We start from the raw sequence: 18,718 nt of genomic DNA on the forward strand, positions 1-18,718 counted from the left end.
CGATTGTAACATATTGATAACAGGACAATCCCCCTGTTGAGTAATGTTATCACATCACATTAGAGAAAGCCTCCTTTCCGATCCCAGGGGGTTGGTTCCTTGTCCGTCCGTATCCTGCACCGATCCGCCGTATCCCTCATCGCGCTGATCCCGGCCGCCGCTTTCGCCGAGGCTCCCGCGCCGGAATCGCGCGAAATTCTCGTCACCTCCGCGCCGCTGGAAGAGACCGCGGACGAAACCGCCACGCCGGTCATCACGCTGGTCGGTGACGAACTCGCTCATCGCCGGCAGGGCACCCTGGGAGAGACCCTCGCCGGCCAGCCCGGCATCCATTTCGACAACTTCGGCGGCGGTGCCAGCCGGCCGGTGATCCGTGGCCAGACCTCGCCGCGCGTGCAGGTCCTGTCGGACAGCGCCAATGTGCAGGATGCCTCGGGCATTTCGGCCGACCATGCCATCACCGGCGAGCCGCTGCTGCTGCGCGGCATCGAAGTCCTGCGCGGCCCGGCCGCCCTGCTTTACGGCGGCGGCGCGATCGGCGGCGCGGTGAACCTGCTCGACACCAAGATCCCCACCGCCATCCCGGCCAGCGGCATTTCCGGCGCGGGCGAGGCCCGGCTCGGCACCGGGGATGACGAGCGCTCGGTCGTGGGCGGCGTCACCGTGGGTTCGGGCACTCTGGCGCTGCGGCTTGAGGGCGCGCACCGCGAGGCGGACGACTACCGCGTGCCCGGCGCCTTCGGCGAGCGCCGCGTTGCCGGATCGTGGAACGAAAGCTCCACCTTCACCGCCGGTGGATCGTGGGTCGGCCCGGACGGCTATCTCGGCGTCGCCTATACCCGCGTGACCGGGAAGTACGGGCTCCCCGGCCACAGCCACGAATACGAGGACTGCCACACGCACGGCGCCAGCCTTCACTGCGGGTCTCACGACGATCACGACGACCACGATCATGGCGAGGATAACCACGACCATGAGCACGAGGAGGAAAGCATCTTCGTGAAGATGCGCAGCGAGCGGTTCGACATTCGCGGCGAATATCGCGACCCCCTGCCCGGCTTCGAACGCGTCCGCTTCCGCATGGCGCACACCAACTACCGCAATGACGAGATCGAGCACGACGAGATCGCCACCGCTTATCGCAACAAGGCCTTCGACGTTCGCTTCGAACTGACGCACAAGGCCGTGGCGGGCTTCCGCGGAGTCTTCGGCGTCCAGCACTCCGACAGCACTTTCAGCGGCATCCACGCCGTGGTCGAGGACGACGTGACCCGTTACACGCCGTTCGACATCAGCAATACCGCCCTGTTCCTGCACGAAAGCCGCGACTTCGGCCCGGTCCGCATCGAGGCCGCCGTGCGCCAGGAATGGCAGCGCATCCGCCCGCAAACCTCGCTGGCCGCGTTCATGCCCTCCAGCGCGCACGATCCCTTCTCGGTCTCGGCCTCGGCGCTGTGGAAGGTGGTGGATGGCTACTCGCTGGCGCTCTCGCTCGCCCGGTCGCAGCGCGCGCCCAACGTGCAGGAACTCTACGCCTTCGGCCCACACTTCGCCTCGAACACTTACGAGATCGGCATGGTGACGGGCCGTACCTTCAACGGCATGGCATCGACCGAAAACCGTCTGGAAACCGGCAAGTCGATCAACCTGACGTTCCGCAAGACCAGCGGCGCCACCACCTTCACACTCGGGGCCTATCACCAGCGCGTGGACAACTACATCTATGGCCAGACGCTAGACCAGTACGAGGAGTTTCGCCTGATCCACTACGTGGCGGCGGATGCGACCTTCACCGGCGTGGACGGCGAGTTGCGCCACCAGATCATGCCGGAACTGGGCGTCTCGCTCTTCGGCGATTACGTGCGCGCCAAGCTGAAGGACGATCTGGGGAACCTTCCCCGTATCCCGCCCGGCCGCCTCGGCACGCGCGTCGATGCGGCAACCGGCCCGTTCACGGCGGAGGCGGAATATTACCGCACCTTCAAGCAGGACCGCATCGCCGACTTCGAGACCGCGACACCGGGCTACGACATGCTCAACCTGACGCTGTCCTACAAGCTCGACCTCGGCACCGACCGCTGGGCCGAACTCTTCGCGCGCGGCACCAACCTGACGAATTCGTTCGCGCTCAACCACGCCTCCTTCGTGAAGGACGCCTCGCCGCTGCGCGGGCGGAACTTCGTGTTCGGCGTGAGAACGGCCTTCTGATCAGTCGGCAGTATCGTCCTGAACGGTCCACTCGCGCAGGTCGGGTTCACTCCCGATCAGCGCGAGCCCGTGCGCGATCGAGGTGAGTTCCTCGCCGCTGTCGATGCGGCTTTCGCCGAAGCGGGCCTCGAACATGCGGCGCACCGCCGGGATCAGCGAGGAGCCGCCCGTCAGGAACACGTGGTCGATCTGGTCGGCCGCCATGCCCGCCCGCTGGAGCGCAAGATCGACGGTCTCGGCGATGCGCTGGAGGTCTGGGGCGATCCACTCCTCGAACTCCGCACGGGTCACGTCGGCCTCGATCGAGAGTTCCGGGCTTTCGAAATGGAAGTGCGCGCGATCGTCGCCCGACAGGCTGCGCTTCAGCTTGCCCACCGCATCGTAGAGCGGATAGCCCAGTTCGTTCTCCACCACCGCGATCATGCGCCCGATCGCCGCGCCATCGGTGGCGCTGCGCTTGAGCCGCGCCAGTTCCTCCAGCGTGCGCCGGTTGCGCATCAGCGCAAGGCGGGACCAGTCGCCGAAATCGACGAAGTGTCCGTCCGGGATCTGCAGCACCTTGTCGAACGAGCGATAGGTGCCGCCCTTGCCCAGCATCGGCAGCACGAGACGGTCCATGATGCGGTAGTCGAACCTGTCCCCGGCGATGCCGACACCCGCCGACCCGAGCGGCGTGCAGCGCTTGGCCGTTCCCGGCGCCTCCACCCGCACGATCGAGAAGTCGCTGGTGCCGCCGCCGAAGTCCGCCACCAGCAACGTGGCCGGATCGGACAGGCGCGAGGCAAAGCTGTAGGCCGCGCCCAGCGGTTCGTAGACATAGTGGATCTCGCTGCCGAGCATCGAGAACATCGCGTCATAGCGTGTCCGCGCCAGCGCCGCGTCGGGCCGCGCGCCGACATAGCGCACCGGTCGGCCGACGATGACCCGGCCGGGCAGGTTCCTTGCCGCCTCGCCGCCATGCGCGATGAGATGTTCCAGGAACACGCGGCCCAGTTCCTCGAAGCGCAGGCGCTTCTCGAACAGGTTGGCGCTGTCGAAGCCGGGATTGGCGGCAACCGACTTGAACGATTGCAGGAACCTGCTGCCTTGCGGAAAATCCAGGAATTCGGCGATGGCCCATGGCCCCGCCTCATGCGCCAGGCCGCCCCGCACATCGTCGTCCTGCCAGAAGCACAGCGCCGAGCGGAACACCGAGCCGGTGCCGTCGGGCGCGGCGAAATCGACCAGTCCGGCACCGCCTTCTCCATCGGAAAGGGCCATGACCGAATTGGTCGTGCCGAAGTCGATGCCGACAGTACGCGCGGCGGTCATGCCATCGGACATGGTGCTGATTCCTTGATCGGGGGACGGCCGAGGCCTTTGGCAGGCAAGGCCGCTTCACGCAACCTTGCTGTCCGGCCGCCTCCCCGATGGCGAAGCTGTTCGGTCAGCTCCGCCCGTCAGCTTGCGCGCGGGAGCGCGAACTCAACTGGTCTTTTCGAAAGCGGCGGTGATGCGGACCTGCACGTCGTCGCTGACAGCGGGCACATACTTCGAGACGCCGAATTCCGAGCGCTTGAGCGTGCCGGTCGCGCTGAAGCCGATCGTGTAGGCCTTGTTCATCGGGTTCACGCCGGCGCCGCCGAACGTCGCGTCGAGGACCATGGGCTTCGTGACGCCATGCAGGGTGACAGTGCCGGAAATGCGCGCGGTGCGCGGGCCGGTCTGCTCGACCTTGCGGGACACGAACCGGATCGTTGGATACGTCGCCGCGTCGAACCAGTCGGCGCTGCGCAGTTCCTCGTCGAGCGTGTCATTGGTGGTCGCGATGCGGGCGACCGGCAGAGACACGTCGAGCGTGGTGGCCGCGAGCGCCTTGGGATCGAGCGAGAGCGAACCGGTGGCGCCGGGGATCGTGCCGAAGAAATCGTTGAAACCGAAGTGGTTCACCGCGAACTGGGCAAGGGTGTGATTGCTCTCGACCTTGTAGGTTCCGGCCTGGACGGCTTCGGGCGCAGCCGATGCCTGCGCCGTGACGAGAGAGGGCGCCACGGCGAGCGCGGGCGCGGCAGCGGCCAGCAGAAGGGCGGTGAACGAGACGGTCTTCATGGGAGCTCCAATGGATGGGCGCGGCGGGAATGGCCCCGGCCGATCTTGGCCGTGGCTATGCCGCCGCTCCCCCATCGGGATAATCCCTCGATTTGGGTAATATCTTTCAACCCGGAGTTGAAAATGCCCCGGATCGAAGCGAAACGCCGGGCGCCGATGGCAGGCGCGCGTGCCGTGTCAGAACAGCACGAGCAGGCCGCGCGAGGGGTCTACGAGGCCCTCCCAGATCATCTTGCCCGCGACATAGAGGATCACGAGCAGGCCGACATAGGCGATCCAGCGATAGCGTTCGATCACGCGGGCCAGCAGGTTCGCGGCAAGGCCCATCAGGGCGACCGAGAGGATCAGGCCGATCGCCAGAATGCCGGGATGGTCGCGCGCGGCGCCGGCCACGGCCAGCACGTTGTCGAGGCTCATGCTGATGTCGGCTACGGCCACCGCCCAGGCGGCGGCGGCAAAGCTGCGCGGCGCGGCCTTGGCGACGGGATCATCCTCGCCGCCGACATCCTCGCGCAGTTCGCGCCACATCTTCCATGCCACCCACACCAGCAGCAACCCGCCCGCGAAGACGAGGCCGACAAGCTGCATGAGCTGCGTCACCACGAGCGCGAAGCCGATGCGCAGGACCAGCGCGGCCAGCACGCCGATCAGGATGACCTTGCGGCGCATCGCGGCGGGAAGTCCGGCCGCCAGTGCGCCGACGACGATCGCATTGTCTGCCGCCAGCATCACGTCGATCAGCACGACCTGCCCGAAGGCGGCGAGCGCGGCGGGCGAGCCGAGGTTGGAGAAATCGGCAACGATGTGCTGCCACAAGTCGGTCATGTGGTGTTATCCCTGTTGGTCTTGGGTATTCCTCCAGGCGCCGCGCGCGGCGGCGAGGAGGAAGTCCGGATAGCTCCAGCCGCAAGCGGCGGCAGCCATTGTGGAGAGGCTGTCTTCGTCCTCGCGGCCGCCGGCCGGAGCCGGTAAGGTTGGGCTTGGCGTTGACGTCGAAAAGGAAATAAGTGCCATCGCCGTCGGCGCGGCAGTCGATCCGCATGGTCGCGCGGATTTCGAGAAGCGCGGCGGCCTGTTCGCAGGCGGCGATAGCCGCGGCGATGGCAGGATCCGCGCATTCCCCCAGGGTCAACGCCGCACTGTTGCGGCTGACCGGAACATCGCCGTTATAGGGGGCGACATCGTCGAACTGGTCGAAGCGCCGCACCGGCGGCAGGGCGAAAGGCGCGGTCTCGCCCGGACGGCAGGCGGCAGGCATCACGGTGATGGTGATCTCCTGACCCGGCAGGAACTGCTCCAGCATGATCGACGCGCCGAACCGGCGGCTTTGCGCCAGATCGCGGACCTGCGCGGCCAATTGCGCGCGGGTGCGGGCCACGCCCACGCCCTGGCTGCCGCGCCCCCGCAGAGGCTTCACCACGATCGGCACCCGGTCAGCGAAGGGAGCAAGCTGGGCGTCCAGATCGCCGTCGCCATCGATCAGCCACGAACGGGCGACCGGCAGACCTGCCGCCAGCAGCCGCGCATTGGTGGCCGCCTTGTCGTCTATCGCCTGCATCGCCTTGGGATCGGGGCCGACGATCCAGGCCTTGCGGCTTGCATCCTCGACGGGATGTCCTGCGAAGACCACGGTATTGGCCCAGAGCAATGTCGCGCCCGCATCCAGAGCAGCGGCCGATGCCCGCCTCGGGTATCGGGCCAGACCCAATCTAAGACCCGCGCGGGATCGGGATCGGCCACCGGCATCGCCAGCGTGCAGCCGGCCGCCAGCAGGGCCACGCCGATATCCGCGCCGCTGTCGGAATAGCCGCCGGGCTTGGCCTCCTTGCGCGCGCCGCCGATCACCGGCGGTTCGAGCGCTGATAGAGGATGGCGATGGTCTGTTCGCCCGGTGTCTGTTCGCCAACGTCAGGCGCGGTCATTGGTGGCTCCCATGATGCGGAAGGACAGCGGCGCGCCGACAATGACCAGCACCACCCGCACAAGGTGGTGCACGATCACGAAGCCCGCCTCCAGCGAGAGGCTCAACGCGACCATGCTCATTTCCGCCACCCCGCCGGGCGAATAGGCCAGCGCGACAAGCGCCGGATTGAGCCCCGTAGCCCAGCCGATCGCAAAGGCCCAGACGAAGGTTATCACCAGCAGGATCGCCGTCGATCCCGCCGCCAGCAGCAGCGTCCGCGCGAGCGTTCGCAAGTCGAGCCCGACAAAGCGGCAGCCGATGGTGGCGCCAAGCCCCACCTGGGCGGCGGCGATGGCCCATGCCGGAATATGGAAATCGGAAAGGCCGGTCAGGTGAACCAGCGCGCTGACGAACAGCGGCCCCATCAGGTGCCACGCGGGCAGGCGCAAGGCGCGGCCGATCACGCTGCCGGCGATCACGCAGCCGAGCCCCCAGAGCAGCAGCGGCCAGCCGGTCGCCTCGGTAACCAGCGGCGCGGCAAGCGGCGGGGCGTGGACGTCCGCCTCGAACGCACGGATCAGGAAAGGCAGGATGAACACGACGAGGAAGATGCGCGCGCCGTGGATCAGGCCGATCATCCGCTCGTCCGCGCCGCGCTCGGAGCCCATCAGCACCATTTCGGCAATGCCGCCGGGCATTCCGGCGAAGTAGGCGGTCGGCGGGTCGAAGCGGGCGACACGGCGAAAGTAGATCACGCAGAGAAACGCCGCGCTGGCAAGGAACAGCGGCAGCAGCGCGATGGGCACGATCCATTCGGACGCCTGTTTCATGAGGCCGGGATGGAAGGCGCTGCCGAGCACGACGCCGATCACCGCCGACATCGGGCGGCGGGTGGCGGAGGAGGCGGCGATGGGCAGACCGGCGATGCTCCCCGCCGCGCAGGCGGTCATCGCGCCCAGCACCCAGGGCAGCGGCGCGCCGATCGACCAGAACACAGCGCCCCCCGCCGCGCCAAGGGCAAGCGCGGCAAGGAAGCGCAGGATCATCGCTGCCTTCGTCATTGCGAGCCCCGCAGGGGCGCGGCAATCCGGAGCGGGGATGGGCGCAACACCGAATTATCCCACGAACGGGAAGGCCAGCACCATCATCCCCACCAAGGTCATCACCAGGCAGCACAGCGCCGCCGGGACCAGCGTGAAGCGCTGGTGATCGGCAAGGTCCACGCCCGCAAGGCTCACCAGCAGGTAGGTCGAGGGTACCAAGGGGCTGAGCAGGTGAACCGGCTGGCCCATCAACGAGGCACGGGCGATGGCCATCGGCTCCACGCCGTAATGTGCGCCTGCCTCGGCAAGGATCGGCAGCATCCCGAAGTAGAAGGCATCGTTGGAGATGAAGAACGTGCCCGGCAGGCTGATGAGCGCGGTGATCGGCGCCATGTAGGGGCCGAGGAACGGCGGGATGAAGTTCACCACCTCGCGGCTCATCGCCTCGACCATGCCGGTGCCCGACAGAATGCCGGTGAAGATGCCCGCCGCGAAGATCAGCGAGACCACGGCCAGCACATTGCCCGCATGGGCGGCGATGCGCTCCTTCTGCTCCTTAACATGCGGGTAGTTGGCGATCATCGAGATCGCGAAGGCCAGCATCATCAGGATCGGCAAGGGCAGCACGCCCCAGACCAGCAGCACCAGCAGCGCGGCGACCAGCGCGGCGTTGAACCAGATCATCTTGGGACGGCGCGCTTCGGGCCACTGCGAGACGGCGAAGTCGGCCAGCTCCTTGGGTGTCGCGGCTTCGACGCGGCCGATGCGGCGGCGTTCCTTGCGGCCGAAGTGGATCGCCAGCACCACCAGGAAAGCAAGGCCCGCGATCATGCCCGGAATCAGCGGCACGAACAGCGTCGAAGGATCGAGCTTGAGCGCGCTGGCGGCGCGGGCGGTCGGCCCGCCCCAGGGGGTGAGGTTCATCACCCCGCTCGTCACCATCAGCAGGCAGACGAGATAGAGCCGGTTCATGTCGTAGCGCTTGTAGAGCGGCAGCATGGCGGCCATCGTGATGATGTAAGTCGTCGATCCGTCGCCATCGAGGCTGACGAGCGCGCAGAGCACCACCGAACCGATCAGGATCAGCATCGGATCGCCGTGGACCAGCCGGATCAGGCGGCCCACCAGCGGATCGAACAGCCCGGTGTCGGTCATCGTGCTGAAGAACAGGATCGCGAAGAGCAGCATGACGCCGGTGGGCGCCAGCTTTGTCAGGCCCTCGATCATCATGTCGCCAAGCCCGGCATGGAAACCGGCGAGCAGGGCGAACAGCGTGGGCACGACGACCAGCGCGACCAGCGGGGTCATCCGCTTGGTCATGATGAGCGTCATGAAAGTGGCCACCATCAGGAAGCCGATAAGGGCGAGACTCATGATTGTCCCCGAATGTCTGTCATGGATGGATGGGACGGATCAGAACGTGACGCCGACGCGGGCGGTCAAAGTCTGTCCATCGTCTTTCCCGGTATAGGCACCGGCGGTATTCTGCGTGTTCCAGTGGATGGCGTTGACCTGGAAACGGGTGAAGCTGTTGAGATACCAGTTCACGCCCAGCGTCGCCGCCCAGCCCTGTGCAGGGGTGACGATATCGTCGAATTCGAGGTTCTCGTAGCGCGCGGTCAGCTCGATCGCGCCGGGGCCGCCTTCGAAGACCGGGCGCAGCACCTTGGGCTGGCCGAAGCTGCCAAGGCGCGGATTATAGGGAGGCAGGTCTCCGGTGAGGAACCAGCCGCCCGAGACGCTCCACGCGCGGGTCACGAAATCGGGGCGGCCGTTGTCGAGCCGGGCATGGCGCTCGCCCGCCTCGCCCATGATCCACAGCGGGCCGGAATAGCCGCCCAGCTCCACGCCGTAGCCGGTGGTGCCGGTGCCGCCGGTCAGCGTGCCGGTGGAAAGCCGCAGGCCGCCGTTGAAACGCCCGCCGATCACGGTGTTGCGCGTCAGGGTGTTCTTGCCGGGGTGGAGCATCTCGTCGAAGCCCCAGATCCCGAGGTGCAGCACCTGGCGGTCGGACTTCACCGGGTTCCAGTGCGCGCGGGCGAGCACGGTGCGGTTGTCGGACGTGCTCTGGTCGCGTCGATACGGTCTCCGGTGACGGTCAGCGAGGCGTGGCCGGTCTTCCAGAACAGGCGCGGCATGATGCCGAGGCCGTAGAAGGCGCGCTGCGGGATGATCGCGGTGGCAACCACCGAGCGTTCGGTGAACGGCGTCGAATCCGAGCCGGTCGAGCCTTCGAAGCTGCGGTCGTTGAACAAGTGGCCGACGCGCACGTCGTAATCCATGCCCGGCGCGATGCGGTTGCGCCAGCCCATGAAGGCGGTGACGACGTCCACTTCGTTTTCCGAGAAATCGGTCTCGAACTGATAGAAGAAGTGCGTGCCCACGGTACCTTCAAGGCCCATGCGCAGCGCGCGCATGCCCGTGGTGGTGAGGTTGCGCCCCGCATATTTCGAGCCGGTGGACGTGCTGACATCGGTGATGATGCGCCCGCGCGGCTTGAAGCTGAACATGCCGTCTGCCGAGTGGAATACCGGCAGGCCCGCGCCCCATTCGGTGCTCACGCCCGAGGCCGAGACGGCGGCGGCGCGCACGCGCTCGATATCGCGTTCGGCCGGGCCGGGAGGAAGGAGCTGCGGCGCATAAGGCTGCGTCACCGCCACTTGGGGCGCGGCTTCTGGAGCGGCGACAGGCGATTGCGGTGCTGCGGCCACGACCGGGGCACCCGCTACCGGGGCACCCGAACCCTGAACCGGCGAACCGGCTTCCAGCTTCTCCACGCGTTGGCGCAGGGAGGCGATTTCGGCGGCCTGCGCCCGCACGAGTTCGGCAAGGTCTTCCCTGCTGGGTTCCTGGGCCAGCGCCGGGGTCGCCGCGATCAGGGCGGCGAGGGCTGTGCCCGCTGCAATGACTTTCATCTGGTCTTTTGTCCGGAGGCGAGGATCGCGTTCCAGTCGCGCAGGAAGCGCTCACGGGTCAGGCGATCGAGGTTGACGAGAAGCTGCGGGCCGACGCGCACGGGGCGGGCCTGACCGGCAGGAAGGCGGTGCGAAGCGGGAACGTCCGTACGCACGGGCCAGAGGCTGTGCCGGGCAAGCTGGGCCTGACCGGCGCGGGAAAGAAGGAAATCGAGGAACAGCCGCGCGGCGGCCGGATGGCGCGCTCGCGCGAGATGAAGGCGATGCGCGAGGTGACGATGGTATAGTCGCGCGGGAAGACCACGCCGATGTTCGGATCGCGCCGCGCCCGTTCGAGCGCGTAGGAGCCGATCACGTTGTAGGCCATCGCCAGTTTGCCCGAGGCAACGCCCTGGAGCATTTCCTCGGTATGCGTCATGAGCACCGGGCGCGTCGCCGCCATCGCTTCCACGAGGCTGCGGGTATCGCGGGTGATCTGGAAATCCTGCGAAAGGTAGAGATACCCGACGTTCGAACGCGCCGGGTCGAAAGTGGCGATCTTGCCCATGAAGGCCGTGCGGCGCTTGCGAAGAAGCTGCTCCAGCTGCTGGTGGCTTTGCGGCACGAGCGCGGCCGGCACGAGCTTCTTGTTGTAGACCACGCCGATCGGCTCGGCGGTGACGCCGAATCCCATGTTCTTCCACACCGCGGCAGCGGGCAGCGCCGGCTTCTCCGGGCTGGCATATTGCTGCGCGTACCCGTCGTTGATGAGCTTGACCTGCTGGTCCATCGCCGAGGACCAGACGATGTCCGCCGAATATTGCTTCGCCCGCGTTTCGGCGGTGTAGCGGCGATAGAGTTCGGCCGAACCGAGATCGGCATAGAGCACCTGGATGCCCGGATAGAGCCGCCGGAACGCGGCAACGACCGGGACCATCTCCGCCTTGTCGGCATTGGCGTAGATTCGCACGGTGCCTTCGGCCTGGGCATCGGCGATGACGCTGTCGTAGGAACGCGGATAGCCGGCCGGGCGCTCGGCCGGGCGCCGGGCCTCGGCAGGCGCGGTCATCGCGGGAAACGCGACCATCGCTGCAAGTGCCAGAACCGTGATGAAGCTGCGCATTCCTGTATCCTCTCGCTTTCCGGGTCTCATGTCGGATAAGCTGATGGACATGCCCTACGATCCGAAGCTGTCATCCACCTTTCACGAAAAATTGTCCGCCGGGCCGCTCCCATGCGCATCCTGATCGTCGAGGATGACGCCCAGCTCGCACGCGGGGTGGTCTCGCTGCTGCGGGCGGCGGGCCATGCGATCGACCATGTCGCCAGCGGCGAGGACGCGCTCTCGGTGGCGGCGACCGAGCCCTACTCGCTGGTCATCCTTGACGTCGGCCTGCCCGATATCGATGGATTCGAGGTGCTCGCCCGGCTGCGCGCACGGGGCGATCAGGTGCAGGTGCTGATGCTCACCGCCCGCGACGGGCTGGACGACCGGGTGCGCGGGCTGGATCTCGGCGCGGACGATTACTTGCGCAAGCCTTTCGACGTGGAGGAACTCGAAGCCCGCGTTCGCGCGCTTGGCCGCAGGCGCGGCGGCGATGCGGCGCCGGAAGTGCGGATCGGGGCGATGACGATCAACCGTTCTACCGGGCGCGTGGAAGTGGGAGAGCGGCTGGTCGAATTGCGCCGCCGCGAATGGGCGGTGCTGGATGCACTGGCAGCACGCGCCGGGCAGATCGTCTCCCGCGAGACCTTGCAGGCCGAAGTGTTCGGCTTCGACGATCCGGTCGGTTCCAATGCGCTCGAAGTGAACGTCACGCGGCTGCGCAGCAAGCTTGCGCCTTACGGTCCGGCCATCCGCACCGTGCGCGGCGTGGGCTACATGCTCGACCGTTCGTGACAGCGCCTGCCGCCCAGCCGCGCGCGGTATCGCTTCGCCTTCGCCTTGGCATCGCCATGCTGGGGCCGCTGATGATCGTGGCGCTGGTGCTCGGCCTTGTCGGCTCGGCGATGATTTCCGATGTCGTGCGCCGCACCAACGACCGGGTGCTGGGCGGCGCGCTCGGCGCCATTGCCGAAACGGTGCAGGTGGAGCGCGGCGAAGTCACGCTGGACCTGCCGCCCGCCGCATTCGGGATGCTTGAGAATTCGGAGCGCGACAATGTCTACTACCGCATTGCCGTGGGGAACCGCCTGCTCACCGGCTACGCCGACCTGCCCGCGCCCGACCTTGCATCCCTGCCGGTGGACGAGGCCCGTTTCCGCAATGCCGACTATCGCGGCCAGCCCATCCGCATCGGCGAGATCAAGCGCGCGCTGCCCCGGATCGATGCGCCCGTGGTCGTTCAGGTGGCCGAGACGCTGGACAATCGCAACGCCCTGCGCAAGCGGCTGATGACCGCGCTGCTGTTCGGCGAATGCGCGCTGGTCGGGATCGCGCTGGCCCTGATTCGCCCGGCGCTGGGCTGGAGCCTGCGCCCGCTGGCCGAATTGCGCACCGTGATCGAGGCGCGCGACACCCGCGCCGCGCCGGACCTTTCCCCCCTTCAGACCGGGCCGCTGCCCGCCGAACTTCGGCCGCTTGCGCGTTCTTTCGACCGCCTGCTCGCCCGGCTTGACGATGCCACCAGCGCCATGCGCCGCTTCACCGCCGATGCATCGCACCAGATGCGCACGCCGCTTTCCGTGCTCAAGGTCCAGGTTGCGCTGGCCCGGCGCGGCTCACGCGAAGCGCTTCAGGAAATCGACGAGGCGAGCGACCGGCTGGAGCGTCTGCTCACCCAGCTCCTCGCCCTTGCCCGCGCGGACGAGGCGGGCACCCTGCCGCCGCTGGAACGGGTGGATCTGGTGGAAGTGAGCCAGCGGGTGATCTCCCGCCGCATCCGGCAGGCCATCGAGGCCGAAGTGGAACTTCGTCTGGACGGCGGCGAGGACACGCCTTTCACGGCGCTGGGCCACCGCGCCCTGGTCTACGAGATGCTCTCCAACCTCGTGGACAACGCCATCCGCTACAACCGGCGGGGCGGCACGGTCACGCTCGGGCTCGAACAGGGGCTCGGCAAAGTCCGGCTGATCGTCACCGATACCGGCCCCGGCATTCCTGCCGAACTGCGCGAACAGGCCATGTCGCGCTTCGCCCGCCTCCACGGCGAGCAGGGACCGACCGGCAGCGGGCTGGGGCTGGCGATCGTCAAGGCGGCGGCGGAAAGACTGGGCGCCGGTCTGGAACTGGCCGACGCCGCGCCGGGCCTGCGCGTCACCATGACTTTCCCGGCAGCCTGACCCGCCCGTTCAGCCGGCACCCTCCTGCGGCGACAGGGCCGCCTCGCTCAGGAAAGCGTCCTCATCCGTGTCGGGCTCCCGCCCCAGTGCCGCGTTGCGCCCCGGAAACCGGCCAAACCGCGCGATCTCGGCGGCATGGCTGCGCGCAAAGGCAAGATTGCGGTCGGCAAAGTCGCGCAGCGCCGTGAAGCGCTCGATGCTCCGGGCCTGTATCGCCGGATCCTCGGAATGCATCAGCGGCATGTAGAAGAACTGGCGCTGCCCGGGCGAGAGACGCTCGTCCATGCCCGCCGCGATTCCGTCCAATGCAAGGGACAGGGCCTTGTCGTCGCTTGCAAAAGCCTGCGCAGTACCGCGATGGATATGGCGGGAGAACTGGTCGAGCACGAGAATGAGCGCAAGGCGGCCGCGCGCATCGTCGGCCCATCTGTCAAGCGCGCCGCCGGACGCATCCCGGTGCAAGGCTCCAAACCGCGCGCGCACCACCGAATCGAGTCTCTCGCCGCCGACGAACCAGTCCTGCGGTGTCAGTTGGCGAAACCAGAAATCCAGCACTTCGTCCTGCAACCTGCCCATCGTGATACTTCCTTTCACGCTGGAAACGCACGATCAGCGGCCGGGCTGCCATGGAAGAAGCCCGCGAGACGGGAAGTGGCCGGGAAAAACCGATGCCGGAAAGGCCAACAGCAAGCATATGCAGAAACAGGATAAAGATCCCGCCTGCATAAAACCTCAATCGATTGCAGCTTTCAACCGAACAGAAGCAGGGCCATCACGAACAGGGCAAGAGCCGTAAGGCTCATGCCGCAGAGCAATCCGAACGGACAACTCTGTATCGCAGGGTCGTACCTTTCCATACAACCTTCTCCGTCTTTTATGTTTTCTCCAGATTACGCCGATCCCTGTGCCCCGGCAAGTCGCCATGACGATATCGCGCCGGTCATCTTCGCGCATTTCCGGCCATGTTCCGCCGCTGAAACCGGCGGCAGGGAAAAAAGGAGGCTGCATCAATAGTCTCGACCGACCGCGAACTCGGCGCTATTTCCCGCCGCGATGGCTGAAGACACCTCCCCACAGGGCCCGCAGGACACCGAAAACCGCAACGCGGCCGATGCCGGGGGCGATGCCCCCCGACGCGGGATCAATCCGCGCACCCGGGCCATCCTGATCGGGGTGGCGATCGCCGCACTGCTGGCGGCGGGGCTCTGGTACTGGCGCCACAAGACGTACGGCCAGTACTTCGAGGAAACCGACGACGCGCAGATCCGCGCCGACGCTGTGGCGATCGCGCCCAAGGTCGGCGGCTATGTCGCCGCGGTGCTCGTGGGCGATAACCAGGACGTGACGCAGGGCCAGCAGCTCGTCCGTATCGATCCGCGGGACTACGACGCCAAGGTGGCGCAGGCCCGCGCGCAGATCGCCGAGGCCGCAGCCGGAGCGGAGAACGCCCGCGCCTCCATCGCCGAGCAGCAGGCCGCGATCGCGCAGGCCGAGGCCCAGCTTGTCGCCGCGAAGACCAAGGCTGCGCACGATGCCGCCGAAGTCGCCCGCTATGCACCGCTTGCCGCCAGCGGCGCGGAAACCCGCGAACAGCTTGCCCAGCTCCGCCTCACCGCCGCCCAGTCCGCGCAGCAGGTGCGCGAACAGGCCGCCGGGCTGGAGATGCAGAAGCGCCGCGTCGCCGGAATGGAGGCACAGATCCGTCAGGCCGAGGCGCAGGGCCAGGGCGCCCGCGCCCAGTTCGAAGCGGCCGGGGTGGACCTCTCCTCCACGCACCTCTCCTCGCCGATCGCGGGCCGCGTGGGCGACCGCACCGTGCGGGTGGGCCAGTACGTGCAGGCAGGCACCCGGCTGATGTCGGTGGTCCCGCTCGACAAGCTCTACGTCGTCGCCAACTTCAAGGAGACGCAGCTTGCGCTGATGCGTCCGGGCCAGCCCGCCCGGATTTCGGTCGATGCCCTCAGCGGGGTCGAGGTCGTCGGCCGCGTCTCCAGCGTATCGCCGGGCACCGGCGCGCAGTTCTCGATCCTCCCCCCGGAAAACGCCACCGGCAACTTCACCAAGATCGTCCAGCGCGTTCCCGTGCGGCTGGAGATCGAAGCCCCCGCCTCGGCACGCAAGGTGCTGCTGCCCGGCCTGTCCGTTTCGGTGACGGTCGATACCCGCAGCGCAAAGGACGAACTCGGCCGCATCGAGAAGGACCAGGAGCGGCTCGAAGCGAAGGGCCGCTGAAGTGGCGAGCACCGCCCTGCCCTCCGGTAAAGGCACCGCTCCCGCCAGACCGGCCAACGCCGACCTGGGCGCCTGGCTGGCAGTGGCGGCAGGCACGCTGGGCGCGCTCATGGCGACGCTCGACATCTCGATCGTCAATTCCGCCCTCCCCACGATCCAGGGCGAGATCGGCGCCACCGGCACCGAAGGCGCCTGGGTGGCGACGGCCTATCTGGTGGCAGAGATCATCATCATCCCGCTTTCGGCCTGGCTTGAACGCGTGCTCGGCCTGCGCACGTTCCTGCTGATCGCGGTTACGCTGTTCACCGGATTCTCCATCGTCTGCGGGTTCGCCAACTCGCTGGTGATGATGATCGTCGGCCGGGTGGGACAGGGCTTCACCGGCGGCGCGATGATCCCCACCGCCCAGACCATCATCGCCCAGCGCCTGCCGCGCCACCAGCAGTCCATCGGCACGGCCGCCTTCGGCGTCGTCGCGATCCTGGGGCCGCTGATCGGCCCGCTGGTCGGCGGCTGGCTCGCGGAGAACCTGAGCTGGCACTACGCCTTCTTCCTCAACGTGCCGATTTCCTTCATCCTCATCACCCTGCTGCTGGTGGGCCTGAAGCACCAGCCTTCCCGGCTGAACCTGCTGCGAGAGGCGGACTGGATCGGCATCGCCGGGCTGGCGCTGGGCATGGGCGGGCTGACGGTGTTCCTGGAGGAAGGATCGCGGGAGGAATGGTTCGCCTCGCCGCTGATCCAGAAGATGGCCTTCATCAGCGCGATCGGCTTCATCCTCCTGCTCTACGGCCAGTTCACCGCGCGCCGGCCGGTCATCAAGCTGGCACTCCTGCTTGACCGGCAGTTCGGATCGGTGGCGATCATGGGCATGGCGCTGGGCGTGGTGCTTTACGGCACTTCCTACGCCATCCCGCAGTTCCTCGCCTCCATCGCGGACTATAACGCGCTGCAATCGGGCAAGGTCGTGCTGCTCTCCGGCATTCCCTCCATCCTGCTGATGCCCTTCGTGCCCTTCCTGCTGAAGCGCGTGGACATCCGCATCGCGGTGGCTTTCGGCATGGGCATCATGGGCCTTTCCGCATTCATGGAGACCAGCCTGACGCTCGGCTCCACCGGCGGAGACTTTACCGAATCCCAGCTCATGCGGGGGGTCGGCCAGATCATGGGCATGCTCTTCCTCAGCCAGGCCGTGGTGCAGTCGGTCCCGCCGGAGGACGCGGGCGATGCCTCCGGCCTGTTCAACTCCATGCGCAACCTCGGCGGCAGCTTCGCGCTCGCCGGGATCTCGATCCTCCAGCAGAACCGCCTCTGGCTGCACTCCCGCCGGATCGAGGAAACGCTCAACGCCAATTCCCCCGCCGTGCAGGACTATGTGAACGGCCTCGGCCAGATGATCGGCAGCCCGCAAGCCGGCATCCGCATGCTGGGACAGCAGATTCAGGGACAAGCCCTCGTCATGACCTACAACGACATCTTCTTCGCCATGAGCATCGTGACGCTCGCGGTATTGCCGCTGGTGCTGTTCCTGCGCCCGCTGCCGCGCAACGCCGCGCTGGGGGCCATGCACTGATGCGCGCAGCACCCCTGCTCCTCGCGGTCTCGCTCTCGGTCCTGGCCGGTGCCTGCACCATGGGCCCCGATTATGACGGCCCCCCGGCAGTCGCCAGCGCCGCCGCCGCGCGCGGCGGTTTCGTGCGCGCCGACGATCCTTCGCTGGCCGCGGGCCCCGGCCTCGCCCGCTGGTGGGAAAGCCTTGGCGACCCGGCGCTGACCGGCCTCGTCGACGATGCCCTGAGCAACAGCCCCAGCATCGAGGCCGCACAGGCCCGCATCCGGGAAGCCCGCGCCAAGCTGGAGCAGGGCCGCGCCGGGCTCTATCCCTCGGTCGCCGCCAATGCGATGTACGTCCACGCCACCCTGCCCGGTTCCGGGATCGGCGGCAGTTCGTCTTCCGACGGAGCGGACGGCGAGAGTTCGGGCTCATCCGCACTCAACTTCTACAATGTCGGCGCCAATGTCTCGTGGGAGCCCGACCTGTTCGGCGGCAAGCGCCGCGGCGTCGAGGCAGCCCGCGCGACGCTCGACCAGCGCTACGCCGACCTTGCCGATGCGCAAGTCTCGCTGAGCGCGCAAGTCGCCCAGTCCTACGTCAACTTGCGCGATGTGCAGGAACGCGCCCGGCTCAACGCCCGGTCGAGCGAACTCCAGCGCCGCGCCGTGGAACTCACCCGTCAGCGCTACGCGGCCGGCACCGCATCCAGGCTTCAGGTCGAGCGGCTGCAGAACCAGCTTTCCGCCACCGATGCGCAGAACGTGCCGCTCACCGCGCAGATCGCGATCTACAAGGACGCGCTTGCCGTGCTGACCGGCCGGGCGCCGGGCGAACTGGACGGCGCACTGGCGGCCGGGGCCCCGGTGCCGTTGCCGCCCGCCTCGGTTCCGATCGGCGATCCCGCCGCCCTGATCGCCCACCGCCCCGACGTGCGTTCCGCCGAACGGGCGCTGGCGGCCGGCACCGCCCAGATCGGCGTCAAGAAGGCGCAGACGCTGCCGGGCCTCAAGTTCTCCGGCATCCTCGGCCTTGGCGGCACCGAACCGGGCGACGTGTTCGACCCCGGCAATTTCGCCGCCCTGCTGATGCCGCAGCTGAGCTGGCCCGTGCTGGACTTCGGCAAGAGCGGCAGCGCCGTGCGGGAAGCGGAAGCCCAGCGCGACGGCGCGCAGGCGCAGTATCGCCAGGCCGTGCTAGAAGCCTTGCAGGATGCCGAGGACAGCCTTGCTCGTTTCGGGGCGACACGGCGCCAGCTTGCCCAGCTCACGATGGCCCAGCGCAGCGCGGCAACCGCCGCCGATCTCAATCGCCAGCGCTTCCGCGCCGGAACCAGCAGCCTGATCGACCAGCTCGACATCGAACGGCAGGAACTGAGCGCGGCAACCTCCACCGCGCAGGCATGCGCGCAACTGACCATCGACTATATCGCGGTGCAGAAGGCGCTCGGCCTCGGCTGGAGCGACGAAAGGCGCTGATCCTGCGGTCTGCACCGACCCGCAGAATGGCGGTTGTG

At 67.5% G+C, this 18,718-nt stretch carries 13 protein-coding genes and 2 pseudogenes; 6 read left to right on the forward strand and 9 right to left on the reverse strand.

Annotated elements, in window-relative coordinates:
- Window positions 1-99 precede the first annotated feature (99 nt).
- On the forward strand, window positions 100-2,208 hold the full coding sequence (locus ADT71_RS10790; protein WP_054436728.1) for a TonB-dependent receptor domain-containing protein: 2,109 nt from the start codon (window positions 100-102) through the stop codon (window positions 2,206-2,208).
- Here ADT71_RS10790 and ADT71_RS10795 read toward each other — a convergent pair whose 3' ends face one another.
- From ADT71_RS10795 to ADT71_RS10830, 8 genes and pseudogenes are all read right to left on the reverse strand, one after another.
- Window positions 2,209-3,531 carry an Hsp70 family protein gene (locus ADT71_RS10795; RefSeq protein WP_054436729.1) on the reverse strand — a complete coding sequence of 441 codons (1,323 nt, stop codon included), beginning with the start codon at window positions 3,529-3,531 and terminating at the stop codon, window positions 2,209-2,211.
- A 141-nt stretch (window positions 3,532-3,672) separates the two neighbouring features.
- Window positions 3,673-4,296 carry a YceI family protein gene (locus tag ADT71_RS10800; protein WP_054436731.1) on the reverse strand — a complete coding sequence of 208 codons (624 nt, stop codon included), beginning with the start codon at window positions 4,294-4,296 and terminating at the stop codon, window positions 3,673-3,675.
- Window positions 4,297-4,473: 177 nt separating this feature from the next.
- Window positions 4,474-5,121, reverse strand: a complete 648-nt coding sequence (locus ADT71_RS10805; RefSeq protein ID WP_054436732.1) for a YjbE family putative metal transport protein — start codon at window positions 5,119-5,121, stop codon at window positions 4,474-4,476.
- Between the two features lie 196 nt (window positions 5,122-5,317).
- Window positions 5,318-5,854: pseudogene (locus ADT71_RS33490) on the reverse strand (biotin carboxylase); the annotation flags it as partial.
- Window positions 5,855-6,204: 350 nt separating this feature from the next.
- Window positions 6,205-7,260 carry an AbrB family transcriptional regulator gene (locus ADT71_RS10815; RefSeq protein ID WP_197282987.1) on the reverse strand — a complete coding sequence of 352 codons (1,056 nt, stop codon included), beginning with the start codon at window positions 7,258-7,260 and terminating at the stop codon, window positions 6,205-6,207.
- Between the two features lie 54 nt (window positions 7,261-7,314).
- On the reverse strand, window positions 7,315-8,616 hold the full coding sequence (locus tag ADT71_RS10820) for a CitMHS family transporter (protein WP_054436736.1): 1,302 nt from the start codon (window positions 8,614-8,616) through the stop codon (window positions 7,315-7,317).
- Between the two features lie 39 nt (window positions 8,617-8,655).
- A pseudogene (locus tag ADT71_RS10825) lies at window positions 8,656-10,157 on the reverse strand (OprO/OprP family phosphate-selective porin).
- Window positions 10,158-10,215: 58 nt separating this feature from the next.
- Window positions 10,216-11,259 (reverse strand): ABC transporter substrate-binding protein, encoded by a 1,044-nt coding sequence (locus ADT71_RS10830; protein WP_231635797.1) that lies wholly within the window; start codon window positions 11,257-11,259, stop codon window positions 10,216-10,218.
- A 111-nt stretch (window positions 11,260-11,370) separates the two neighbouring features.
- Between ADT71_RS10830 and ADT71_RS10835 the strand changes: the two genes are divergently transcribed.
- Entirely contained in the window at window positions 11,371-12,036 is a 666-nt protein-coding gene (locus tag ADT71_RS10835) for a response regulator (RefSeq protein ID WP_054436738.1), read from the forward strand.
- Window positions 12,037-12,092: 56 nt separating this feature from the next.
- Window positions 12,093-13,418, forward strand: coding sequence for a sensor histidine kinase (locus ADT71_RS10840; protein ID WP_082370292.1), 1,326 nt, complete (start codon window positions 12,093-12,095; stop codon window positions 13,416-13,418).
- Between the two features lie 9 nt (window positions 13,419-13,427).
- Here the strand turns inward: ADT71_RS10840 and ADT71_RS10845 are convergent, their stop codons facing one another.
- A complete protein-coding gene (locus ADT71_RS10845; protein WP_054436742.1) occupies window positions 13,428-13,994 on the reverse strand; it encodes a DUF924 family protein in 567 nt (188 codons plus the stop codon).
- A gap of 477 nt (window positions 13,995-14,471) precedes the next feature.
- Here ADT71_RS10845 and ADT71_RS10850 point away from each other — a divergent pair, with 477 nt between their 5' ends.
- The 3 genes from ADT71_RS10850 to ADT71_RS10860 are packed head-to-tail and all read left to right on the forward strand — an operon-like array spanning window position 14,472 to window position 18,680.
- Entirely contained in the window at window positions 14,472-15,650 is a 1,179-nt protein-coding gene (locus ADT71_RS10850; protein ID WP_082370286.1) for an HlyD family secretion protein, read from the forward strand.
- Window position 15,651: 1 nt separating this feature from the next.
- Window positions 15,652-17,223: an MDR family MFS transporter gene (locus tag ADT71_RS10855; RefSeq protein ID WP_054436744.1), complete on the forward strand. Its 1,572-nt coding sequence runs from the start codon at window positions 15,652-15,654 to the stop codon at window positions 17,221-17,223.
- On the forward strand, window positions 17,223-18,680 hold the full coding sequence (locus ADT71_RS10860) for an efflux transporter outer membrane subunit (RefSeq protein WP_054436747.1): 1,458 nt from the start codon (window positions 17,223-17,225) through the stop codon (window positions 18,678-18,680). The genes ADT71_RS10855 and ADT71_RS10860 overlap by 1 nt, the downstream gene beginning before the upstream one ends.
- The last annotated feature ends 38 nt before the right edge of the window (window positions 18,681-18,718 follow it).

Origin of the sequence: Novosphingobium sp. ST904, from assembly GCF_001298105.1 — a bacterium.
GTDB lineage: Bacteria > Pseudomonadota > Alphaproteobacteria > Sphingomonadales > Sphingomonadaceae > Novosphingobium.